This window comes from Anaerococcus sp. Marseille-Q7828 (genome assembly GCF_949769285.1).
Classification (GTDB): domain Bacteria; phylum Bacillota; class Clostridia; order Tissierellales; family Peptoniphilaceae; genus Anaerococcus.
Window position 1 is genome coordinate 840,455 of record NZ_OX458331.1, and the last position, 24,531, is coordinate 864,985.

The 24,531-nt window shown below is 31.2% G+C and carries 23 protein-coding genes and 2 pseudogenes; 17 read left to right on the plus strand and 8 right to left on the minus strand.

Annotation, left to right across the window (positions count from 1 at the left end):
• Positions 1-12: 12 nt before the first annotated feature.
• Both guaA and mobC read left to right on the plus strand, forming a co-directional pair.
• Positions 13-1,545, plus strand: coding sequence for a glutamine-hydrolyzing GMP synthase (guaA, locus tag QNH69_RS04090; RefSeq protein WP_282929320.1), 1,533 nt, complete (start codon positions 13-15; stop codon positions 1,543-1,545).
• Positions 1,546-1,787: 242 nt separating this feature from the next.
• A pseudogene (mobC, locus tag QNH69_RS04095) lies at positions 1,788-2,006 on the plus strand (plasmid mobilization relaxosome protein MobC); the annotation flags it as partial.
• Positions 2,007-2,140: 134 nt separating this feature from the next.
• Here the strand turns inward: mobC and QNH69_RS04100 are convergent.
• The 6 genes from QNH69_RS04100 to QNH69_RS04125 form a co-directional block, all read right to left on the minus strand.
• Positions 2,141-3,520, minus strand: a complete 1,380-nt coding sequence (locus QNH69_RS04100; protein ID WP_282929321.1) for a HAMP domain-containing sensor histidine kinase — start codon at positions 3,518-3,520, stop codon at positions 2,141-2,143.
• Positions 3,511-4,170, minus strand: coding sequence for a response regulator transcription factor (locus QNH69_RS04105; RefSeq protein WP_282929322.1), 660 nt, complete (start codon positions 4,168-4,170; stop codon positions 3,511-3,513). The genes QNH69_RS04100 and QNH69_RS04105 overlap by 10 nt, the downstream gene beginning before the upstream one ends.
• Positions 4,171-4,202: 32 nt before the next feature.
• On the minus strand, positions 4,203-4,943 hold the full coding sequence (locus QNH69_RS04110) for a lantibiotic immunity ABC transporter MutG family permease subunit (protein ID WP_282929323.1): 741 nt from the start codon (positions 4,941-4,943) through the stop codon (positions 4,203-4,205).
• Positions 4,943-5,683, minus strand: coding sequence for a lantibiotic immunity ABC transporter MutE/EpiE family permease subunit (locus QNH69_RS04115; RefSeq protein ID WP_282929324.1), 741 nt, complete (start codon positions 5,681-5,683; stop codon positions 4,943-4,945). Before QNH69_RS04115 ends, QNH69_RS04110 begins: the two co-directional genes overlap by 1 nt.
• A 3-nt stretch (positions 5,684-5,686) precedes the next feature.
• Positions 5,687-6,388 carry a lantibiotic protection ABC transporter ATP-binding protein gene (locus tag QNH69_RS04120; RefSeq protein WP_044566544.1) on the minus strand — a complete coding sequence of 234 codons (702 nt, stop codon included), beginning with the start codon at positions 6,386-6,388 and terminating at the stop codon, positions 5,687-5,689.
• 683 nt (positions 6,389-7,071) lie between these two features.
• Positions 7,072-8,162, minus strand: a protein-coding gene (locus QNH69_RS04125; protein WP_282930180.1) for an IS3 family transposase whose coding sequence is annotated in 2 segments (ribosomal slippage) — positions 7,072-7,925 and positions 7,925-8,162 — 1,092 coding nt in all. Because the reading frame shifts where the segments join, the coding sequence is not laid out codon by codon here.
• 495 nt (positions 8,163-8,657) lie between these two features.
• Here QNH69_RS04125 and QNH69_RS04130 point away from each other — a divergent pair.
• From QNH69_RS04130 to QNH69_RS09320, 3 genes and pseudogenes are all read left to right on the plus strand, one after another.
• A complete protein-coding gene (locus QNH69_RS04130) occupies positions 8,658-9,230 on the plus strand; it encodes a uracil-DNA glycosylase family protein (protein WP_282929325.1) in 573 nt (190 codons plus the stop codon).
• Positions 9,231-9,296: 66 nt separating this feature from the next.
• Positions 9,297-9,584: a cupin domain-containing protein gene (locus QNH69_RS04135; protein WP_073998335.1), complete on the plus strand. Its 288-nt coding sequence runs from the start codon at positions 9,297-9,299 to the stop codon at positions 9,582-9,584.
• A 396-nt stretch (positions 9,585-9,980) separates the two neighbouring features.
• Positions 9,981-10,315 (plus strand): annotated as a pseudogene (locus tag QNH69_RS09320) (MerR family transcriptional regulator); the annotation flags it as partial.
• A gap of 370 nt (positions 10,316-10,685) precedes the next feature.
• On the opposite strand, the gene QNH69_RS04145 reads toward QNH69_RS09320, so the two are convergent.
• Positions 10,686-11,891: an FRG domain-containing protein gene (locus QNH69_RS04145; RefSeq protein ID WP_282929327.1), complete on the minus strand. Its 1,206-nt coding sequence runs from the start codon at positions 11,889-11,891 to the stop codon at positions 10,686-10,688.
• 563 nt (positions 11,892-12,454) lie between these two features.
• Between QNH69_RS04145 and QNH69_RS04150 the strand changes: the two genes are divergently transcribed.
• Entirely contained in the window at positions 12,455-13,879 is a 1,425-nt protein-coding gene (locus QNH69_RS04150) for an SIR2 family protein (RefSeq protein WP_282929328.1), read from the plus strand.
• A gap of 26 nt (positions 13,880-13,905) precedes the next feature.
• Here QNH69_RS04150 and QNH69_RS04155 read toward each other — a convergent pair.
• Positions 13,906-14,996, minus strand: a protein-coding gene (locus tag QNH69_RS04155) for an IS3 family transposase (protein ID WP_282930180.1) whose coding sequence is annotated in 2 segments (ribosomal slippage) — positions 13,906-14,759 and positions 14,759-14,996 — 1,092 coding nt in all. Because the reading frame shifts where the segments join, the coding sequence is not laid out codon by codon here.
• A gap of 182 nt (positions 14,997-15,178) precedes the next feature.
• On the opposite strand from QNH69_RS04155, the gene QNH69_RS04160 reads away from it, so the two are divergent.
• The 11 genes from QNH69_RS04160 to QNH69_RS04210 all read left to right on the plus strand — a co-directional run bounded on the left by QNH69_RS04160 (position 15,179) and on the right by QNH69_RS04210 (position 24,466).
• A complete protein-coding gene (locus tag QNH69_RS04160) occupies positions 15,179-16,714 on the plus strand; it encodes a hypothetical protein (protein WP_282929329.1) in 1,536 nt (511 codons plus the stop codon).
• A 769-nt stretch (positions 16,715-17,483) separates the two neighbouring features.
• Positions 17,484-17,816 (plus strand): RNA helicase, encoded by a 333-nt coding sequence (locus QNH69_RS04165; RefSeq protein WP_282929330.1) that lies wholly within the window; start codon positions 17,484-17,486, stop codon positions 17,814-17,816.
• 340 nt (positions 17,817-18,156) lie between these two features.
• Positions 18,157-18,618 carry an NAD(P)H-dependent oxidoreductase gene (locus QNH69_RS04170; protein ID WP_282929331.1) on the plus strand — a complete coding sequence of 154 codons (462 nt, stop codon included), beginning with the start codon at positions 18,157-18,159 and terminating at the stop codon, positions 18,616-18,618.
• 122 nt (positions 18,619-18,740) lie between these two features.
• Complete coding sequence (locus QNH69_RS04175; protein WP_282929332.1) at positions 18,741-19,265, plus strand: GNAT family N-acetyltransferase; 525 nt, start codon at positions 18,741-18,743, stop codon at positions 19,263-19,265.
• Between the two features lie 32 nt (positions 19,266-19,297).
• Positions 19,298-19,759 (plus strand): hypothetical protein, encoded by a 462-nt coding sequence (locus tag QNH69_RS04180; RefSeq protein ID WP_282929333.1) that lies wholly within the window; start codon positions 19,298-19,300, stop codon positions 19,757-19,759.
• Positions 19,749-20,363: a class I SAM-dependent methyltransferase gene (locus QNH69_RS04185; protein WP_282929334.1), complete on the plus strand. Its 615-nt coding sequence runs from the start codon at positions 19,749-19,751 to the stop codon at positions 20,361-20,363. The genes QNH69_RS04180 and QNH69_RS04185 overlap by 11 nt, the downstream gene beginning before the upstream one ends.
• 26 nt (positions 20,364-20,389) lie before the next feature.
• The gene (locus QNH69_RS04190; RefSeq protein WP_282929335.1) at positions 20,390-20,977 is read left to right on the plus strand and encodes a protein adenylyltransferase Fic; all 588 of its coding nucleotides are present in this window, start codon (positions 20,390-20,392) and stop codon (positions 20,975-20,977) included.
• Between the two features lie 114 nt (positions 20,978-21,091).
• Positions 21,092-21,523 (plus strand): GNAT family N-acetyltransferase, encoded by a 432-nt coding sequence (locus QNH69_RS04195; protein ID WP_282929336.1) that lies wholly within the window; start codon positions 21,092-21,094, stop codon positions 21,521-21,523.
• A gap of 256 nt (positions 21,524-21,779) precedes the next feature.
• A complete protein-coding gene (locus QNH69_RS04200) occupies positions 21,780-23,303 on the plus strand; it encodes an ATP-binding cassette domain-containing protein (protein ID WP_282929337.1) in 1,524 nt (507 codons plus the stop codon).
• Between the two features lie 81 nt (positions 23,304-23,384).
• Positions 23,385-23,555: a hypothetical protein gene (locus QNH69_RS04205; protein WP_282929338.1), complete on the plus strand. Its 171-nt coding sequence runs from the start codon at positions 23,385-23,387 to the stop codon at positions 23,553-23,555.
• A 143-nt stretch (positions 23,556-23,698) separates the two neighbouring features.
• Positions 23,699-24,466 (plus strand): hypothetical protein, encoded by a 768-nt coding sequence (locus QNH69_RS04210; protein ID WP_282929339.1) that lies wholly within the window; start codon positions 23,699-23,701, stop codon positions 24,464-24,466.
• Positions 24,467-24,531 lie beyond the last annotated feature (65 nt).

Below are 24,531 nucleotides of genomic sequence, written 5' to 3' on the forward strand. Positions count from 1 at the left end.
TAGGAAGTATAAATGAGCTTAAATAAAATTATTGTCCTAAACTTTGGGGGCCAAACAGACCAACTAATCGTAAGAAGAGTTAGAGAACTTGGAGTATATGCTGAGCTACACCCATGTGATGTAGACATAAATTCCCTAGACTTAGAGGGACTTGCAGGCATAATACTCACAGGTGGACCACAATCAGTAAATGATAAAGAAAGCCTCAGAGCAGATAAGAAAATATTTGAACTTGGAGTACCAATACTAGGAATTTGCTATGGTCTCCAATACATCAACTTCAACTTTGGTGGAGAAATCGAAACACCAAAAAACGGCGAATACGGCAAAACACCACTATTTGTAGATAAAAATTCTAGTATTTTCCAAAATATCCCACAAGAATCAACCATTTGGATGAACCATAGGGATAGAATCAGCAAGCTTGCAGACGGCTTTAAGAAAACAGCTTGGACCCTAAACTGCCCAGTAGCAGGCATGGAAAACAAAGACAAAGACATATACGCAGTACAATTTCATCCAGAAGTAGTTCACTCAGAATACGGCAAAATCATGATAGCAAACTTTGTCCTAAACATCTGTAAGGCTGAGCAAACTTGGAAAATGGACGACTACGCCCAAAAAATGATAGAAGAAATCAAAGAAAAATACGCTGGCGAAAAGATGATTTGCGCCCTATCAGGAGGAGTAGACTCCTCAGTAGCAGCAACCATAGTATCAAAAGCAATAGGCGATAATCTCCAATGCATATTTGTTGACCACGGTCTCCTACGCAAAAACGAAGCAGAAGAAGTCATGGAAACCTACAAAAACCTAGGATTAAAAGTCAAAAAAGTAGACGCATCCAAGGAATTCCTAGACCTACTAAAAGGAGTAGAAGATCCAGAAACAAAAAGAAAAATTATAGGAAATCACTTCATAGAAGTCTTTGAAAGAGAAGCCAAAGAATTTGGAGATGCCAAATACCTAGTCCAAGGAACAATCTACCCAGACGTCATAGAATCTGGCAAAGACAAAGCAAGTGTCATAAAAAGCCACCACAACGTAGGCGGATTGCCAGAAGATATGCTATTTGAAGGACTAGTAGAACCACTAAGAGACCTCTTCAAAGACGAAGTAAGAGCCCTTGGTGAAACAATAGGAGTCCCACACGACATGGTATGGCGCCAACCATTCCCAGGACCAGGTCTTGGAATTAGAGTAATGGGAGACATAACAGAAGAAAAACTAGAAATAGTCAGAGAAACAGACGCAATACTAAGAGAAGAAGTCAAAAACGCAGGCCTTAACGAAGACATCTGGCAATACTTCACAGTATGGACACCAATCAAAACAGTAGGAGTAAAAGGAGACGCCAGAGCCTACGAAAACGTCATAGCAATCAGAGCAGTAGAATCCACAGATGCCATGACAGTAGAAGCAAGCAACCTACCATTCGACCTACTCCAAACCCTATCAAGCAGAATGATAAACGAAGTAGCCGGAGTCGGCAGAGTAGTGTATGATATAACATCCAAACCACCTGGAACAATTGAATGGGAGTAGTCCCGCGCTCCTGGGTGGAAAATGCGAAGCATTTTTCATCTCTGAGATAAGCTAATGCGCAAAGCGCGTTAGCGAATCCAGAGAACTAAGCGAGAAAACTCCACGAGAGTTTTCGAGAGGACAAACCATCTTAGATCAAAAATGAGAACTTTTGTCAAAAAGAATAAATTGAATAATAGTTCCAAGTGGTTTACATTTGGACAAAAAATTAGACCGTAGTTAAAAACTGCGGTTTTTTTTGCGTATATATTATGAGGATTAATTTATTTGGAGATCTACAATGGCTACTTTCAAATGTAACAAATAATATAAACCAGATTGCAAAAGCTACTAATACAATTGGTGTTATTTAAAAAAATGAAATCAAATCAATGAATAAAGAAATAGAAAAATTGGCAAAAGAAATATGGCAGATCCATTCCCTACTTCTTAATAAATTAAAAGAAAGTTCTGGTGATTAGTATGGCAATTACAAAAATACATCCTATAAAATCAACTCTAAATTTGGCAATAGATTACATTACCAAGAGTGAAAAAACTGATAAAAAAACTTAATATTCTCATATATAATTTATGAATATAAAAAAAGAATACCCTATATAAGAGTATTCTTGACAGGTAATAATATGCTGACCTTTGCGCCTATTTTATCAGTCCTATTTTCTAAAACAAGACTTCCTCCATGCATCTTAATAATTTGTTCGGCGACAAATAATCCGATACCATAGTTTTCTTTTGAATGCCTACTTTTGTCTCCTTTGTAGAATTGATCTGTTGCATATAATAGGTCTTCACTTGAAAATCCGTGTCCTTGGTCTACTATTGATATTTGAAGCTCATCAGCTTTGGAACATATAAGTAACTCAATGGTTGAGTTTTTAGGACTGTGTTCCTCAGCATTGCTAAGAATATTAAGAAAGGCTCGTTCAAAATTTTTTAAATCTACTATTAAAAAATCATCATCATAGTTAATATCTTCTAAAAGATTTAACTTATAAGTCGATGTGAATTCTTTAGCTAGTTTTTCAATGTTTTCTACAAATTCTTTTGCTCTAATTTGAGTAAAGTTTAATTCATTTGCTTGGTTAGATTTATTAACAAGCATTAAGGTTTCAATATATTTACCAATACGGTTTGTATTTTTCCTAATATAACCTAGATAGCTTTCCTGATATTCTGTTAGGTTTGTTTCTCCCAATAACTCTGAATTTCCCTTTATAATTGAAAGAGGAGTCTTTATATCATGGCTTAATGCTGAAATCTGATTTCTTTTTTTCTCTTCCTCTCTCCAGTTTGTCCTTAAAGATTCACTTAATCCTATTTTCATTTTTTCTAAACTATCTAATATGGCATTAAATTCCTGGATATTTGACTTTTTAACTTGGAAGTCTAAGTTTTGTTTCCCGATTTCTTCCGAAGCTTCTAGCAAAGGATTTAATTCTTTTGATATTTTCTTTGCCCAAATTAATGTGGTGGTAACAATACTAATAAGGCAAAATATTATCAGTAAAATTAGTAATAAAATATTTATTTGTGGTAGATTTTTTTGCATCCAAGGACTTTTATAATAAGGTTTTAGGTTATAAGCTACAAGTACATATCCATCTGATCTTTGTATTTCCATAAAAGATAAATTGGCATTAGAATAACCAGACCCCTTATGATAATTAAAGGCTATATCTTGGATATTCTTATTCATATTTGTTTCTAAAACTTTTTCGTCTTTTGATAAAAATAGATAAGAAGTATTGTTTGGTAGCATTGATTTATCGAAATTTTTTGAAGTGGCAATATCTATCCTTTTTTCAAGAATTAAACTCTCAGTATGGTTTGCAGGAAATATCCACTTAAATTGGAAAGAAGCAGATATAAAAGCCATTATTAATCCAACAGAGATTACTAGTCCTAGCCCAATACTTAACAAGTATTTAAAAAGTATATGTTTAAGAGATTGACCTTTTGATTTTAATTCCATTTATATCCGATCCCCCATACTGTTTCAATTGGATTTTCATCATATTTTTGAAATTTTGCCCTAATATTTTTTATATGTTCCGATATTGCAGATGCATCTCCTATACCATCAAATCCAAAGATAAGCTCATATATTTGGTCTCTTGAAAATACTTGTCCTTTTCTTTTTGCTAGTAATTCTGAAATTTGATACTCAGATTTTGTCAAATGAACTTTTTCATCTCCTACAAAGACTTCATTGGAAGATAAATCAAAACGAATCCCGCCTAGATTTAGACTAGTGTGTCGTTCTCTTTTTTCTCGTCTTAAATGTGCCTCTATACGAGCTAGGAGTTCTGCTGCACCGAATGGTTTTGTGATGTAATCATCTCCTCCAATTAATAAGCCTTCAACTATATCTTCTTCCATAGTTTTTGCCGTTAAAAAAAGAATAGGGCAGTCTACTTTAGCTCGAATATCCTTACAGAAACTAATTCCGTCAATACCTGGCATCATAATATCAAGTAGAATCAAATCATATTTACTAAGTTTAATATTATCAATCTCTAAAGGATTTTGATATACATCGACCTCATGATTGTTCTTTTTCAAAATATTTTTTATTAGTTCAAGCATATCTAACTCATCATCAACTGCAAGAATTAAAGACATTTTATCACCTCCTAATTTTAAATTAAAAACGTTTATTCACTAACAGATTTCCCATCCCACTTATTAAACCAAATAATTGAGGAAATAAATAGGATTAAGATAATAAACAAGGATACAAAACTCCAAATTCTAAACTCTTTATAAAAATAGGAAGGATCCGAAACTTTGCTCATAGTAATATACATAGCTGGAAGTCTAGATGACCACGTACAAGGAATAAAATACCAAATACTATCACCAATGGCAGTCATTGAAAGTAAAGCAATCATTGTTTCTAGAAAACCCAATCCTATAGATGCACCACTACTTAATTCAATTGATACCCAAAGATGAATCATGTATAGAGAAAGGCTGCTAATAAGAATTAAGAAAAATTCAATAAGCCAATCTAAGATATTTTGATATCCTGTTAATATTGCAAAAATTATAATAGCTAAAGATATCGAAACAACAAATCCCAATTCTAATACAAGGAGTTTTCCTAGATAAGCCTTAGTTCTAGATTTTGTAGTAGATAAGAGCACTTGAAATTTCCCAGCACCCATTTCCATATCAACAACTTTTGAACTTATAAAACTTAATATTATTGGGATTACTGCTCCTAAAAGTACAAAATAAGTTTGTACTATATCACTTTCTTCAAAATTTTCTAGTCCAGTGGTTTTTGATGCCAGATAAAATAATAAAGAATAGGCTATAGGTAAAACTATGTGAATCCAAGGAAGCCATGTGCCCTTGATTTTATATATTTCGGATTTTATTATTTTTATCATTATTTTACCTCTTGATTTGAAAACCATTTTGCACTTATAATTGTCAGTAATATAAATAGACATATAGATAAAATACAAGGAATAAGTAACGATGTGTTTGATATCATCGGATTTGATCCTTCTATTAAAACACCACTTGGTAGAATATGCATAACAGGAATCATTAATCTAATTCCCCAAGAATATGGACAATAAATCCAAAAAGCACTATCAGATATCAAAATTCCAAAGGCTAAACCTAATACTGCATTTATTGTAATACTTGCTATAAAGCCAAATTTTTTTGCTAAGAAAAAGCATAGAGGGACTTGCCAAATGTTGGTAATTATTAGTAAGAGACTTGCAAATACCAATGTGGAAAATCCATAGTTTGGTGTTAATTGCCCTCCAATTAAAAATTGAAAAATATACACTCCTAGCATATGAATTATAGCAGCAATACTCATATAAATAAATGCTGTAATTATTTTTGAAACCCATAACTTTTTGAGATTAATATTTAGAGGAAAAACTGCTCTGTAGTTTAATTTTCTACTTTCTTTTCTATCCATCATTGCTGGGATTAAGGCAAAAGTTGCAGGCATTATTATGACGTACCACCAGTTATAGGAATTAGTAGTGAAATAACTTGGCATAAGAAATAATGACAATAAGATTAAAGTTATTGGCATAATTACTAATAATTTCTTCAAGAAACTGTGCTTATGTTTTAAATTTTCTGCAAGAATATAATTTATCATTTTTTACATCCCCATTCCATTTTTTATAACATTCATAAAAAGTTCTTCTAAGTTGTCATCATGATTAATAATGTTTTGATATTGTAATTTTCCATTATTAATAATCCCAATATGATCAGCAGTTTGTTCAACTTCTGCTAAAATATGGCTAGACAAAATAACGGTTATTCCTTTTTCTGGGAAACTTCTTATTAAATCACGCAATTCCTGAATTCCTAGAGGATCAAGTCCGTTTGTTGGCTCATCTAAAATCAAAAGCTTAGGATTATTTAATAAGGCAATGGCGATACCTAGCCTTTGTTTCATCCCTAAAGAAAATTGACCACTTTTCTTTTTGCCAGTATCTTTTAAACTAACTATTTCCAAAACTTCATCAATCCTAGAATCTGGTAACCCTAGTAGGAGTGTCCTTACCTTTAAATTTTCCCTAGCTGATAAGTTCTCATACAAGGCAGGCATCTCTATCAAGGCACCAATATCCGATAAATCCTCACGACTCCACTCATGACCTTCAAAAAAGATTTGACCAGATGTTTTATGAATCATTCCAGTAATCATCTTCAATGTTGTCGATTTACCAGCTCCGTTAGGTCCTAGCAAGCCATAGATAGAATTCTCTTTTATTTTTAAAGAAACATCATCTACTGCTTTTTGTTTTCCAAATGTTTTAGTAAGATTTTTTGTTTCTAATATAAATTTGTCCATAAATGAACCTCCTATTCATTTTATAAACTTAGTATAAAATACAAATTTAAGGATTTCTTAAGGAAGATAAGATTATTTAAAAATTTAATAGCTTGTTTTTATCTTAAAAGTAAACATATTATCTGGGGCTGGGATGGGACTAAAAATTCGAAAACGTCCTATAATTAGGTGGATTTAGTGATACTCTAAAAAATAGAATCTAGTATTTTGAATGATTTGGGATATATCGGACGTTTGGAAAAGAAGAATGGGAATAAATCGACCGTTGATTTCGGTCGATTTATCCGAAAATCAGCTGAGGTAGCAGCGAGAGAGTTTGCGCAGCAAACGGGATTTTCGTTAGTCCCGCGCTCCTGGATGGAAAATGCGAAGCATTTTTCATCTCTGAGATAAGCTTTTGAACCGAAAGGTTCACAAGCGAATCCAGAGAACTAAGCGCATTAAAGACCATTGATTTTGGTCTTTAATGCCGAAAACCTAGTGCGAGAGCACGGGAGAGCTTTGAATAAGCGTGTTTTCGTGTAGCAAGCCGAGCGCACTTCCTTAAATATTAGGGTGAAAAATGCAGGGGTGGCCGTCATCCTGGACTCGGTCATTTTCGAGACCACTCCGTGGCGGGTATTCTCTGGATTGTCAACACCTATTTGTACAATCTAAAATCGAACGCACCATTATAATTTTAACTAGTTACTAGCTAAGATTTGGTTTCTATATTTAACTGGTGACAAGTAACCTAAGGATCCATGGATTCTTAGGTTGTTGTACCAATAAACATATTCTGATAGTTCTAATTTTAGTTGTTTTAAGTTTTTAAATTCTTTCTGATAAACAAATTCTGTTTTCATCACCTTATTAAATGCTTCAGCTACTGCATTATCATATGGACTTCCCTTTCCACTTAAGGATCTTTCTATGCCAAATATGTCTAGAATTTTATCTATGCTTTTGTTGTCAAATTCTCGTCCTCTATCTGTGTGAAATATTTTTATTTTATTTAATGGGTACTTGATTGAATATATTGCTTCTTTTACTAAATCTGCGCTCTTATTTTTTCCTGCTGCATATCCTATTATTTCTCGATTGTGTAAATCTATTATTGCACAGATGTAGTTCCAACTATTTCCTACTCTTACGTAAGTTAAGTCACTTACACATGCTTGTAAAGATGGCCTATTGTCAAATTGTCTATCTATCTTGTTATTAATCTTTTTATTGTTACATGTGGTTTTTTCTACCTTGTATTGTTTTACTGTATAGCTTGATACTAAGGCATGTTTTTTCATTATTCTGCATATTTTTCTTCGTGATACTATGATATCTTGTTTTTCCAACTCTACTTTGATTTTTCTTGATCCATATGCATTTTTACTTTTCCTGAATATTTCTTTGATTTTTTCTTCTAAAAGCTCTTCGGTTTTTAGGTTATATTTTGATTCTTTTTTGTTTAGATGATAGTATATTAAACTTCTTGGTATACCTAAAAACTTACACATTGCACTAGTACTGTATTTATCCCTATTTGAGATTATGAGCTTTACTTTTTGCCTAGTAGTAGTGCAGCTTGCTTTAAAATATCATTTTCCATTTCAAGCTGTTTTACTTTTTTTCTTAGTTTGATTAATTCCTTTTCTTCTTCTGTTCTATTATCATCAATGTCGAAGGAATTTGAGTTGTTGTATCTATTAACCCAATCTCTTATTGTTGATGGTGCTATGTCGTATTCTTCTCCCAATTTTTTATATGTGTAGTTACCTTGGTTAAAGATTTCTACCATCTGTTTCTTGAAGTCTTCTTCGTAGTGTCTAGCCAATTTAAAATCCCCCTTTGATTTCTTATTATTTATTGTATCAGATATTCGATTTTAAATTGTACTATTTACTGTATCCTTACCACTCAAAGCCAGACAGGCTAGCAAAAAACCAAGTGGAGAAACTCATGAGAGTTTTCGAGAGGATAGTACCCTGTGTGGAAGTTTTACCCAGAAAATAGCGCAGAGCGTGGAGAGCAGTGAAATTGTGATTTTCGTTAGTAGCAAAAAAATTATCTTTAAGTGAAAATAAAAACCTAATTGAAAGATTTATAAAAGAAAATCTAACATCACAAGAAATGATAGTAGATTATGCAATTCATGAAGGGTCAAGACAAAAATGGGTAATAATCTTATGTAGGTTGAAAGCTTTACTAGACTAAGAATAGATTTTTTACGAAAATTGTTACTTGTCCTAAAGCTTGGTAAGGTTCTAATTCTAATGAAAGTGATGATAAAATTATGAAAGAAAAACTCATTATTAAAAAATTAAGAGAAGATCGCAGAAATGAAACCTACACAAATAGAGGAATTAACCCAATATTCCAGCTAAATCCAAAATCAAAAATTTTGATAATTGGGCAAGCTCCTGGGGAAAGGGTTGAAGAAACTGGTATTTTATTTAATGATAAGAGTGGGGAAAATCTTGTCAAATGGTTGGGTATATCGGAAGACGTCCTCCATAGTGAAGATTTTTCTATAATTCCAATGGACTTTTATTATCCTGGAAAGGGAAAATCAGGCGATAAGGCTCCTAGATCTTTTATTGCAAAAGAATACCATCCACTATTATTAAATGAATTGAAGGATATAAAGTTAACCATTTTGATAGGAGCCTATGCTCAAAAATTTTATTTGAAGGATAAATTTAAGAAAAATTTAACTGAAACAGTAAAATCTTACAAAGAATTTTTGCCAGAATATTTCCCAATAGCCCACCCAAGTCCTCTAAACAACAGGTGGATAGCAAAAAATCCTTTTTTTAGAGAAGAAGTCTTGCCTGAGTTAAAGAAAATTGTAAAAAAGCTGAGATAAATTGTGTTTGTAAAAATTTATTGTATACCATTTTTATGGTAATGGTCATCAACAAGGAGAGAAAATATGAAAAAAATAAGTGCGAATATTTTAGACGGCAAATTTGAGCATTTGGTGGATGAGGATAATTTACAAATAACCCACCTACAAATCAAAAAGGGCGAAGAAATACCAAGTCACAAGTCAGATAAAAGTGCAGTAGTTGTAATTTATAAGGGTAAGGTAGATTTTAAGGAAGAGAACGGAAACCAGATAATAATCCCAGGTGATATAATCACAATGGATCCTAATGAAATCCATGCTCTTAAGGCTCTTGAGGATAGCGATTTGATGGTTATAAAAGTAAGAATTTAAGAATATATTTAGCTAAGATAGGCAGGTGGTTATTTTATCAACCTGCCTTTAATTTTTATATATTTAAGGAAAAATTTGGGGCATCATATATGAAAAAAGACTTAGTTTTATTGAAATTACAGAGGTTTTATGTTTTATAAGGCTAATTATCTTATTTTAGAAAGATATCGTGCTTGAAGATTATTTTATGGAGGTGTAAGACGGTATTATTGTTGGATTTTCCAAAAATGAACCTGGAGTTAATTAATATTTAGGGAAGATTGTTGCTAATGGTCTTGTTGGTACCCATATCCATGGTTACGATGGCAAGTATTTTGTCCATACTTACAACAAAATAAGCGGCTTCCACCTAAAACAACAAGAAAAGAAGTGATAAAAATGGCAGGTAGTTTTCATTTTTTGAATGAGCCATTAGAAAATGATGGGAAGGATTCGTTTTACAAATATATAGATTATCTCGATAGACTTCCTTCGTTTAAATTAACTGAAGAATAGAAAAAATATATTGAGAAGATTAGCTCACCCTTTGATATGAAAACTATAAAAATAGTGAAGAGTATCAAAATAGCATGATGAAACAGATCCAGGATAACTTTCAAAACTTTATCAAGGAAAATCAATATTATGAAATAGCAATTCCACTTATTAGAAAATTTAGCAATAGTTATGATAATTACTACAAGAAGTTGCTAAAGGCAAATGAACAGTATCTATATAATAAAAATCAATAATCGTAGGTTAGCGTCTACTTATCTTTAGTAGGTGCTTTTCTATGTCCAAATGTAAAGAGTTTTGAGGGGCAAGAGAAATAGTTTAATTGTATCAAAGATGGTTGGAAACTATAAATAGATTGAGTCTTTGGGAAAGGGACGAAACTAAAAATTTGAAAAGATATTATGATTAGGTGGATTTAGTGATACTTTTAAAAATAGAATGAAGTATTTTGAATGATTTGGGATATATCGTGCATTTGGGAAGGAAGAGTGGGAGTAAAGATTACTAGTTTATAGAAATCGAAGCATTATTAATAAAACATAATAAATTAAGACCACTTACATTTTAATAGAAGTGGTCTTAATTTAATTATATAGGATATTCATTTCATATTTTATATTTTTCTTTTATGTATTGAGCAATATTATCAGAATCTGGGTATATAAACTTTTTATTTATACCTATATTATCTAGTTCATGAAGTATTTGTTTTTTATTACTTATTACAATCTCATATTCATAATCAATCTTCTGTACCACCTGCTTAATCTCATTAATATTTAAAGTGGAGCTTTGTTTAGACGAAGGTAAGGTTTTTTCGGTACTTAATTGGTATATAAACAAACCCTCTTGATTTTTCCGTCTATCAAATTTTATAGAAGGTTTGTAAACTATTTTTGGGAATACGGGAAATTTATAATCACGTATTTCATAAGCTAATATAAATAGTATAATTAAAGGTTTATAATTTAATTTATCTATCCTATCAAGATAGGGGTTATCTTTATTAATATCGGTATCTATAATGATTTCCCTGACAAATTTTAGATTACAAAATTCTATATAAAACTTCTCAAGATTATCTTTTTCATTTGTATTACAATATCTATCTAACAGACTCATCAATTCTATTATTTTTTCTTCATTTTTAAGTATATTATAATCATCGTGTATAACTGTGTTCCTAAAGCCTTTATCATGAGCATCCAAGATATATTTACATAATTTTAATTTCGAATATATATTATTACTACTTATATAAGCCTTATCAAGTGACGCTTGAGCTAAGAAGTCAACCACAATATTTTTAAAAAAAGTTGAATTTGGGATTTTTAAAATTTTTCCTCCAGTTTCTTGAAAATGGCTTCCTATATCCTTAAATTCACTATTTATAGAGACTATATCACTTTCTTTATTATACATTTTAGAAGTTAGTGGATCGGCTCTACCTAGATCATTATTTATAGCATATATTATTCCATTAGAATCTATATCTTTTTCACAAGCGAAATATAGTGCTACTATTGGATTTTCAGTTATATCTAATAGTTCTGTTGGCAATCCATGATGTTGACAATATGCTATAAAACTTTCTCTACTATCACTGTCTAACATGTATCCAATTTCTCTAAAGTAATCACGTCTAGCTTCTCTTAGATCATTTTGAAATTGTGTTTTTCTATAGCTACTAGCTAGTAAAGGCTTTTTGTACTTGGCGCCTTCACCTCTAAAGAAAAATTTACTTCCATTTGATGTTATTTCTTGAAGAACTTCCATAAAACTAATTAAGTTTGTTATTTCAAATTTTTTCATGTCATAATTATACCGTTTAATGAGAGATATAATACCTTATAGGATTGTTAGATAATGCATATTTTGTTTATATATCTTGCTAAGATAAACTAGTGAGTGCTTAAGTTAAGTAAAAATAATGGTCTAGAATTAATAATAAAGGCGTATGGAGATACTTATAATCAAACTTATGAATTAAAAAATCAGGACTTTATTATAAAAAACTTTTAAAAGCAGAAATAATATAAAAACAAATACTTGAATAATAAAATAATATTAGATATTCTTTCTGGTCTATATTAATTTATTTAGAATTCTAGATCAAAATAAAATAAACAAGATTAGTATCATTCTTATGAAATTTTATAATTTCCAAACGTTAATGGAGGATTGTTAGAAAAAGAAAATATTACTCCATGAATGATTGAACAAGTAATAAGGACAGCAGATTATAACAAACCGTAAATTGCTATTATAACTATGGATTTTAGTAAAAATTATATTATGATTAGAGTAAAAGGAATTGATTCATTAGAAATTAATATGAGAGTAATAATCGGCATAGTTATTAAGAAAGGATGACAATGATAATACAGAATATTGAGTACCCCGAATTATTGATAGAAGCAATAAAAAATGATAAACTTGTGATTTTTTGTGGGGCTGGCATATCAATGAGTGAGCCAACCAATCTACCTAGTTTTAATGAACTTTCGGAAAAAATAGCTGAATTGACCAATCAAGAAAAAAGAAATGATGAATCCGATGAGCAGTACTTAGGTAGAGTAGAAAATTTAGGTCATGATGTACACAGTGAAGTTTGCAATATACTCAGTGAAACTCAGACTCAACCAAATACAAACCATGAAACTTTGATAGATTTTTTTAAAAAAGATATTCGTATTGTTACCACGAATTATGATATTATGCTTGAAAGCACCTTAGAAAAAAAGGATAGAAAAGCAAGAATATATTCATATCCAGCACTTCCGTATGGTGATAAATTTAATGGCATTGTTCATTTACATGGTAAAGTTAATAATCCTACTGATATTGTTCTTACAGATTCCGATTTTGGAAAATCTTATATGTATCGTGGAAATATAACAATGTTTTTAAGAGATTTATTTGAGTCAGAATATACTGTACTTTTCATTGGCTATAGTTATAATGACATTGTAATGAAGTATTTCACGAGGTCCTTACCAGACTTATCCGGTAAAAAAAGATATATTTTTACTAGTAATGACCAAGCTAGTAATTATAAGTTACTGGGATTGACCCCAATAATTTATGAAAAAAATAATTACAAACAAATATATGATTCTTTACTTAGAATATCAAATTTAGTAACCAGAGATGATAATAGCTGGAGTTTAAGAATTAATGACATTTCGGAAGAAGCTCCCAATAAAATAAATGATGAGTTTGATTTTGAAATTAAAGAAATATTAAATAATATACATTATTCCAACCAGTTCTTTGCAAAAGTAAAAGGTAGAGACTGGGCAGAATTTTTATTTAATCACGGATATTTTGATAATATTTTTTCTAATAATGATGTAAATGATTTTGGTATTCAAAGAATAGAATGGTTATCTAGAGAAATAATTGTAAATGAAACTGAGTTATTTCTGAGATTTTGCTACTATAAAGATTTTATATTGAGTAAAAAATTGCAGGTAGAAATTATAAAAATAATTTGTAATCATAATACTAAAATTAGAGTCATAGAAAAGTTGATTAATTTAATTGACTTTGATAATTTAGAATTTATATGGATAGGTCAATTGTTAGATGTTTGCTATTCAAATACACCAAAATTAGATTTTGTAGCAAGCGAAATTTATTCTAAAAGTTTATCATTCGTATCAAATAATAAATCCATTATTTCTGCAGATAAAATAGATATAGATTTCAAATTCGAAAAATATGTAAATGAACACTTATGGGAAAAGTACAAATTGTTCGATAAAACTGGATTGTCAACACCTATTTGTACAATCTAAAATCGATCGCACCATTATAATTTTAACTAGTTACTAGCTAAGATTTGGTTTCTATATTTAACTGGTGACAAGTAACCTAAGGATCCATGGATTCTTAGGTTGTTGTACCAATAAACATATTCTGATAGTTCTAATTTTAGTTGTTTTAAGTTTTTAAATTCTTTCTGATAAACAAATTCTGTTTTCATCACCTTATTAAATGCTTCAGCTACTGCATTATCATATGGACTTCCCTTTCCACTTAAGGATCTTTCTATGCCAAATATGTCTAGAATTTTATCTATGCTTTTGTTGTCAAATTCTCGTCCTCTATCTGTGTGAAATATTTTTATTTTATTTAATGGGTACTTGATTGAATATATTGCTTCTTTTACTAAATCTGCGCTCTTATTTTTTCCTGCTGCATATCCTATTATTTCTCGATTGTGTAAATCTATTATTGCACAGATGTAGTTCCAACTATTTCCTACTCTTACGTAAGTTAAGTCACTTACACATGCTTGTAAAGATGGCCTATTGTCAAATTGTCTATCTATCTTGTTATTAATCTTTTTATTGTTACATGTGGTTTTTTCTACCTTGTATTGTTTTACTGTATAGCTTGATACTAAGGCATGTTTTTTCATTATTCTGCATATTTTTCTTCGTGATACTATGATATCTTGTTTTTCCAACTCTACTTTGATTTTTCTTGATCCATATGCATTTTTACTTTTCCTGAATATTTCTTTGATTTTTTCTTCTAAAAGCTCTTCGGTTTTTAGGTTATATTTTGATTCTTTTTTGTTTAGATGATAGTATATTAAACTTCTTGGTATACCTAAAAACTTACACATTGCACTAGTACTGTATTTATCCCTATTTGAGATTATGAGCTTTACTTTTTGCCTAGTAGTAGTGCAGCTTGCTTTAAAATATCATTTTCCATTTCAAGCTGTTTTACTTTTTTTCTTAGTTTGATTAATTCCTTTTCTTCTTCTGTTCTATTATCATCAATGTCGAAGGAATTTGAGTTGTTGTATCTATTAACCCAATCTCTTATTGTTGATGGTGCTATGTCGTATTCTTCTCCCAATTTTTTATATGTGTAGTTACCTTGGTTAAAGATTTCTACCATCTGTTTCTTGAAGTCTTCTTCGTAGTGTCTAGCCAATTTAAAATCCCCCTTTGATTTCTTATTATTTATTGTATCAGATATTCGATTTTAAATTGTACTATTTACTGTATCCTTACCAAACATATTATATTAATATATTAAATAATATCTCAAATCAAATTTATAAATTGAAAAGATTTAAAATGATGGGATTTAATATAGAAGAATTTGATTTTGCTTCTTTCTATCCAAGATCTGAAGAGTATCTAAGCAATCATGAACAATTTCTTATTATTTTCAAAGAACTTTTATTAGGTATGGACAATAAGAATAAAGAATATTGGTATCAAACATATATTTCGTCAGATATTTCTATATTACTTAGATCTTCCTTGTTAATATTAAGGCACATGTCTAACATTACAGGTAAAGAGAAATTAGATTTATTAAAATCTAATAATATTAAAATTCTTTATATAAGCTTTAAGGAAGAGTTATTTTGGCTATATGCAGATATCTTCCCTAAATTGGAAGATGATGATAAAAAAATATTTTTAAATGAAATAATGAATGAAGAAAAGCTTTCTAATAATTTTACTGACGAATCATACTTTTATCAAAAATATAACTTACTAATTTGGCTACAAAGGTTTGATAAAAGCAATCAGGATATTATTAGTAACATAAATTCTATTAAAGAGAAATATGATTATTTTCAACCACGAGAAAACCCTGAAAAATCAATTGGACCTATTACAGTAAGATGGGGAGATGCTCAATTACCATATACTGACACAGATATTGTTAATAGCTTAGAAATAATTATTGATGAATTATTATCCTATGAAGGAGATGGGTTTGAACGAGCAGAGAGAATAACACTGATTAGAAAATTAGAGAAAATTTGTTCTGAAAATGAAAGTTTTAGAGAGAAACTTATAGAATTATTAATCAAGGAAAATGAACTAAATACCGATTTGTGGAGAGGCATTATAATGTCTTTAGAAAAATCTAATTTATATGAACAGAAGTTAATATATACTTTTGAGAAGATATTTTTTAATCCGCTAGTTGTTGATATTTATAATCTTGAGCTATCTCGTGTTATTTTTTCAATTGTAAATACAAGAAAGAGTATTAGTGATAATCTTGTAGATTTCTTTTATGAAAAGATCAAATTATTATGGAACGATTCTAGTAATACAGAAGAAAAATCACTTGGATATATGACGAGAGCATTGAATTCATCTAAAGGTAATTTAGCTCTATCAACAATAAAACTAATAGAAATTTCAATAAAGAATAGCGATGAAAAATGCTTAAAGGATAGTTTTAAAGTTTTTTTAGAACAAATGTTAAAAGAAGAAGGATATAATGATTCTTTAGTTGTTATACTAGGTAATGCTTCTTTCTTTTATAGTATTGATAGTGATTGGTGTGAAAAGTTTATTTTAGATAAATTTAAATCAAATGATGATGAAATACTAAAAATGGCATGGAGTGGTTTTGTACATCAGTCATATTTATATACAGAATTTGCGTTGGTTTTTGAACCTATATACCACGAAGCTATAAAAAACATTGATATTTTTGAGAAAGATATAAGAAAATTGATATTTAAGGGATATATGTCTTTAATTTTCAACTTTTCAGAAGATCCTATGGGAGATTATATTCATAATATATTTAGTGGTGATATTGCAGAGGAAACATTAGAATTATTTTATTTTGAGTTATAAAATGGTATTGACCAATTAGATAAAACGGGAAGGAAAGAAATATTTGATAAATGGATAAAGGATTTTTTAGATAGACGTTCACGAGATTATCCAATAAAAACATCTAACCATGAAAAAAACCTTATTATCAAATTTTTAGCGAAATTTCCTTACTTTACAAGCAATATAGATGAAATATTAATAAAATTTGATAAAGGATTTACTATAGAGCAATTTACTTTATATTTTTTCACAATAGATATTGAAATATCAAAAGATAATGTAAATCTAATAAATAAATTAATGATATTTATTACTAATCAAATGATAAATAATACACAGGAGTTAATAACTTATAATATTAAAGAAGATTTGAAAAGTGTATATTATGAAATTTTAAAATATGAATCGAATGCAGATAACTTAGAAGCAAACCTTAGGTTTATGAATATTATTCAATAAAGTCTCATACATCGCAAGATATTTAAAGAAAATTTATTTTAGAAGTATTAAAATTAAGCTCATAGAGTAACTTTAATAAAAAAACTAACAGCCTGGATAAAAAATACGACGGATACGTACCAATTAACTTAAAGAAGTTTTTGGTGTTGATAAGGAACAAATATCTAGTTTTATAAAATCAGTTATTGAAAACGGAAGATTAGTTTCAAGTAGAAAAAATGGAATGAAAATTACAAAAATTTATGACTATGGTGGGAAGCATTATGTTCTTTGTGCGATTGGAACAAATGGTTTTATAGTAACTGTTTACCCAAGATAGGAGTTAATTATGAAAAAATTAGAGATAATATTAGATTTAGGTGATGGACCAGTAGTGAGTAAGTATTACGACGAAAAATCTGATCGCTTGCTTACAGGCATAGATGTTGTTGATAATGATGAATATATCCAAAAATTAAATAATGAAATTCAAGATTTATATTCATCATATTATAAAATTGATTACAATGATGAACCCGTATATTTTGACAAAGACCAGGAGAAAAAAGATAAATACAAAATGCTTGATCTACTTGGGAAACTTATGAAAAAACTTGATGAAATAAATGATGGTTCATTCGAAATCGATGACAGAGAAACTGAGAGAGTTAAAAACTTATAAATTTTCTTCGGTATTGGGACAGGGGAGGGACTAAAATCTGAAAATCTCCTATGATTATATACATTAAAGGATATGATAAAAATTGTATATTAACAAAATTCAAGCTTAGTATAGTATCCTTGGTTTTTCATCCTGCTATAATTTAAATGAAGCTACTTAGAGCTTCCCCTACCTAATGTTTCAAACCGCTCTACTAGGGTATATTTATTTTAGTGTATATGAAACAAATAGTTTATTATAATAAAGGGAGAGATATATGAGTAAAAAAATTGGTTTTATTGTGGGGAGTTTGAGGAAAGATTCTTACAATAGAAAAGTTGCATAGAATATAGCGGAGCTTTTGCCAGAAGGCTTTGAGGCAAGCTTTATTGAGATTGGCGATTTGCCTTTATTCAATGAAGAATATGATGATGGCACATTGGAAATTCCAGAGTCCTATACTAGATTTAGAAACGAATTAGCAAATACTGATGCTTTTATATTTGTTACTCCTGAGTACAATAGGGCTATGCCAGCTAGCATCAAAAATGCTATCGATGATGGATTAAGACCATATGAAGATATGAAGTGGGCAGGAAAGAAAGTCGTTGTTATTAGTTCGTCAGTATCGATGACTGCAGGAGTTAGGGCAAATTATGAAGTCAGAACATCATTGGCATTTTTAGGGGCAACAGTTTTGGCTCAACCAGAAGTGATGCTATCAGAGATAAACAAATGCTTTGATGAAAATGGCAATATGATTGAATTTACTAAAGAATTTTTAGCAAGCTTTGTTGAAAAGTTTGTAGAATTTGTTAAATAAATTTTTGAAAGCTGTCAGATGATACTGGCAGTTCTTTTTTTATAGAAATGATGCCTAAGTGATTATTTTCTGTTTACTTGATATAGTTCTTATCCGGTATAGTTTAATTATAAGGAGTGCTTATGGAAAGAATTGAAAGCAAAAGATTAATACTTAGAAAATTTGTTAAAGAAGATGCCAAGGACATTTACCAAGGCTGGGCAAGTGATCCAGCAGTGACCAAGTATCTTACCTGGCACCCTCATAAAAATTTGAAAGAAACTGAACAGATATTGGATGTGTGGCTTGCAGCCTACGAGGGTAAAAATTGCTATAGATTTGCCATAGAATTAAAAGAAGAAAATAAGCTCATAGGTATGATTGATGTAGTAGGCTATGAAGATGGTATTCCAGAAATAGGCTATGTCCTTTCAAGGAACTATTGGAACAAGGGCTATATGTCAGAAGCCCTATCAACCTTTATGAATCTGCTCATATCTGAGGGCTTTGATAAGATCTACATAGAAGCCGATGAGAACAATATTGCTAGTAATGCCATTATAAGAAAGAATGGCTTCAAATTTCTGGGAAAAGATAGACGAATAAAATCTCAGTTCAAAAATGAAATGGTAAGCTTAAATACATATGAGTTTGTTAAATCTAAATGAGAATTTGGAGAAAATCTTAGAAATGAGGAAATATGGTAAAAGTTGTCGTATTGCTAATGTTAATTGTCCCGACTATTTATAACTTCATAGTCCAAAGAAATAATAAAATTAGGGTAAAAAAGAATTCTGACCTAGGATTTATCTTAGCGATTTTTGCGTCTATTACTAGCATTTTTTGGTACAGGCTAGATAGGAGTCTTATGGGTTTTCTTATTCTACTATCTGCAATCTTGCTTGTATATACTATAGGATTTTTACCAGGTCTTGGCAAAGATGGTATAGGTGTTTTTATGGGCTATAGTCCTATATTAAAATTTATCAGCTTTGATCAGATAAAAGATATAAATGTTGCAGAAAATTACAATGACATTGAACTTAGGATAAATGCCTTTGGTGATACATATAAGCAAGTTTATGAAATGAAAGATAAAGAGCAAGTGATTAAATTATTAAATGAAAATAGATTGATTAAGGGAGATATAGATGTTAGATAACAAGGGTTTTGACCTATGGGCAGATGATTACGACAAAAGCGTTGGCCTGTCAGATGATGACAATACTTATCCATTTGCAGGCTACAAGGAGATTTTAAATCAGATTTATAATGAGGTTCTCTCTATTGATGCTAAAAGAGTTTTGGACATAGGCTTTGGAACAGGAACTCTTACAAGCCAACTTTATGAAAAGGGAATCGAAATTTATGGTCAGGATTTCTCAAAAGAAATGTTTGATATAGCAAGAGAGAAAATGCCCCATGCAAAGCTATACTTCAACGATTTTTCTCGTGGACTAGATAAGAATCTTCTTACAAAAAAATACGATGCAATCATTGCAACATACTCCCTCCACCATTTAGCAGATGAGGATAAGGTTGACTTTATCAAGTCACTATTGCCTCTATTAAATGACGGTGGAAAGATTTTGATAGGAGATGTAGCTTTTAATACTCGCCATGAATTGGAAATTTGTAAAAATCAAGCAGGAAGCGATTGGGACTCTGAGGAATTTTACTTTGTCTATGATGAAATCAAAGACAGTTTCCCAAATTCGTCCTTTGATCAGATATCCCATTGCGCTGGTATAATAACTATAGGATAGTTACTTTCAATGAAAGTGAGATTACTATGGATAAAAGTAGTGAAGAATACATCAGCAAAAAAAGAGCCATTGACCTATGGGATTCTGGTAAAATAGATAATTTTGAAGTTGGCACAGTCAAGGGGCTTATGGACATACATTATGCCCTATTTCATGACCTTGAAGGATTTGATGCAGGTAAGATTCGAAAAGTCAACATATCAAAGGGGAATTTTCGCTTTGCCAATTCTATGTATCTGGAGCCTGCTCTTGACGCAATTGAACGAATGCCCGAAAATAATTTTGATCAAATAATTGAAAAGTACGTGGAAATGAATGTGGCTCATCCATTTATAGAAGGCAACGGAAGAGCAACGAGGATATGGCTTGACTTGATTTTAAAAAAGAATTTGGACAAGTGCATAGACTGGCAAAGGGTAGATAAGGTTGATTACCTGGAATTTATGAAAATTAGTCCTGTTAGAAGCAAGTACATCAAGATGCTTTTAAAAGAAGCTCTAACAGAAAAAATATCTGACAGAGAAGTGTTTATGAAGGGACTAGATCAATCATATATTTATGAAGGTCTGGATGATTTTAAGGCGGAGGAGATTGATTCTAAGCTTGATAAATAATATTTATACATGATTTAACCGTGTGCAATTCGACACGGTTGCCAGCTTAAGATAAGCAAAGCTAAAAATCATACATACAATGCATTTAAATTATAAGACCATCAAGGGGAAAATTTGATTAGTTTAGAAAAAATATCTGAAGAAAATTTCAAAGAATGCATAAATCTAGATCCTGGAGTCACAAACGAGGACTTTGCGGATAGTGTGGCCTACTCCTTGGCAGAAGCTTGGATTTATTATCCTGATATGAAGCCCTTTGCCATTTCTATGGATGGTGAGCTTATTGGTTTTGCTTTGCTATATCTAGGTGAGGAGAACTTTCAGATTATAAACTTTTTTATTGTGAAAGGCTTTAGGGATAGGGGATATGGCAGACAAGCTGCGAGACTTTGCATAGATTATTTAAAGGATGTTTACAAGGTAGATAGGATATCTGTTCCTGTTGATTGTAGAAATTATAGAGCTTTGAAATTTTGGAGAGACTTAGGTTTTGAAGAATCAAAGAATATCGAAGACGGATATGTATTTATGAGATGCCACTTGTAAGGTCTTAGTCACATCAACTTGGCTTTAGCGAGAAATAGTGGTATATTCTAAGGGAAATATAAAACATGGAGGTAAGTTTAATTGATTTTATAAGCAATATGGAAATTTTGATACTGATATTTAGCTCATTGAGCTTATTTTGGTATGCCATATTGTGAATAAGATTAGTCTACTTATCTAAGGATACGTCTATTCACTTTTTGTGGATAGGCTTTTTTTATTTTTCATAATGTGGCATAGGTCCAAAGGAGGATATATGTTACAGATTAAAAATTTAACAATACGATTAATAGAAGATGACAGGATTATTATCAAGGATTTTGATTTAACCTTAAATGATGGGGACAAGCTTGGCCTCATTGGCGAAGAGGGCAATGGCAAATCAATCCTTTTAAAAGCGATAGTAGATAGGGAAAATACAGAAAAATTTGCTAGTATTAGTGGAGAAATCTATGAGAATAATGAGATAATCGGCTACTTGCCCCAATCTTTGCCCAGCCAATATGAAAGTATGACTTCATTGGAATATCTTTACCACAAGCTTTCTTATGAATCCATAGAATACAATCTCTTGTATAGGTATATGAGTGAGTTCGACTTGCCAGACGACATCCTGGCAGAAGATAGACCTATGGCAAGTCTTTCTGGTGGGGAGAAGATAAAGTTTCTCTTGCTAGTAGAGTTGCTAAAAAATCCTAGTGTATTTCTCTTTGATGAGCCAAGCAATGACTTGGATTATGAGTCGGTGGCTTGGCTGAGAGATTTTATGGGACAATTAGAAATTCCTTTTATTTTTGTATCTCATGACACTAATTTGCTAAGTAAAATAGCTAATAGGATTGTCCACCTAGAACAGATTAGGAGAAGAAGTATGGCAAAGCACACAATTTCAAACAATACCTATGATGAATATGTGAGAAAAAGACAAAACTTTATCACGAGTGAAACCACAAGGGCTAATAAAGAGAGAGAGGAATTTGACAAAAAATTATACAGGTACAAGAGAGTCCACGATGCTGTCCAGCATGACCTTAGAGCTACTAAGGATGACTTAATCGGTAGAAATCTCAAGGATAAGATGCACACTGTAAAGTCCGTTGGCAAGAGACTTGAAAAAGAAGAGGAAAATCTAACCAAAAAACCAGACTATGAAGAAGCCATAGACATATTTTTCAACGAAGATATATATGTCCCAAATGGCAAGCAAATCCTAGATTTTAAGAAAGATGAGCTAAGGATTGGAAGTAAAATCCTAGCTAAAAATATTAACCTACAAATCATAGGACCAGAGAAAATCTGCATCGTTGGGAAAAATGGAGCTGGCAAAACCACTCTCCTTAAAGAAATCCTAAAAGAATGTGAGAACCTCAATCTAAAAGTAGGCTATATGCCCCAATCATATTTTGCATACGAAGAAGATGAAGTGAACGCCATTGATTACTTGTCACAATCTTTTTCCAAAGAAGAAAATATCAAAATATCAAACTTTTTGGGATCTTTGAATTTCAAAAGAGAAGAAATGTATAGAAATATATCAGACCTATCCGGAGGACAAAAAGCCAAACTTTTCTTTGCCAAGATGAATATAGACAAGGCAGAGGTCCTAATCCTTGACGAGCCAACAAGGAATCTTTCGCCCTTGTCAAAACCAGAGATTATAGAAGCACTCAAAGCTTACAAGGGAGCAATAATAGCTGTGTCCCACGACAAGGACTTTATAGACCAGGTTTTCGATAAGGTTTATGAGCTTAATAATCAAGGTTTAAAAATAATCGCCTAATCCTTTCGTTATCGCCTAAAATGTACCATATTTTAGGCGATTTTTTGGGGTATATAGTGAGCAAAGCTAAAGGAGGGAATTATGAAAGAAAATAAAACTATAATCAACAAAACTGTTAGGGAAGGAATCACCTTTGGATCAGCCCTTGCCATAGTTATTTCCTACACCACTTGGCACTCTATCCCTTGGGCGATCTTTCACGGAGTTTTAAGCTGGGCCTACGTTATATACTTTGTTCTAGTACATAATTAATGGATGATTTTGCCAGGTTAATATTTATCATTCATAACAATAGAACCTTATTCATCTAGGCCTCGGTTCTCTGCAAAATAAATATTTATTATCTTAGAATTGATGATATAATTAAGCTAAGAATACATAAAAGTGAGAGAAAAATGAAAATATTACGAAAAATTTTAAAACCTTGCCTTATCTTTGCCATGATAATAGCAATAAGCGCTTGCCAAAACAATAGTGCAGAGACCGAGAAACCATCTAAGATCTATCTTTATGGGGAAGAACACGGCAGTAAAGAGGACACAGAGAAGGAATTTGCCCTTTGGAAAGATTATTATGACAAAGAAGGAATGAGAAATCTCTTCCTCGAAGTGCCAAACTTTGTAGCAGGCTACCTAAACCGATGGATGGATGAGGATGATGATCAAATCCTAGAAATCCTTAGAGACCAGTACAAATATGCCCAAGGCAACAAACTCAAACATTATGGAACATTGCTAAGGCGTATCAAAAAAGAATGCCCGGAAACTGTCTTTTATGGGACAGACATTAGCGAATTTAATGATAGCTTGGGACTTGGATATCTAAAACTTTTAGATAAAAATAAGGACAAGACAGAAATCGATAGGGTCAAAGAGGTAATGGACCAAGGCGATAGAAGAGATGCCTATATCAAAGAGTACAAAGAAAACCAAGAAGATACCCACCTAGCAAGGATTGCTGACTATAGGGAACAAATGTTAGTCGAAAACTTCATTTACGAATTTGATAATCTTGAAGATAAGAGGATTATGGGCATATATGGAGCCTACCACGTTGCCAATCCCGAAAATTTACAATTTGGCGAAGCAGAAATAATGGCAGACCAGCTAAAAAGCCACTACGGTGATATAGTATCTACAAATATTTTGGCTGAAATGGAATAGTAAATATAGAGAGGACCAGCAGGATATTGTTGGTCTTTTCTTTATATAATAGTAAAAAACATACA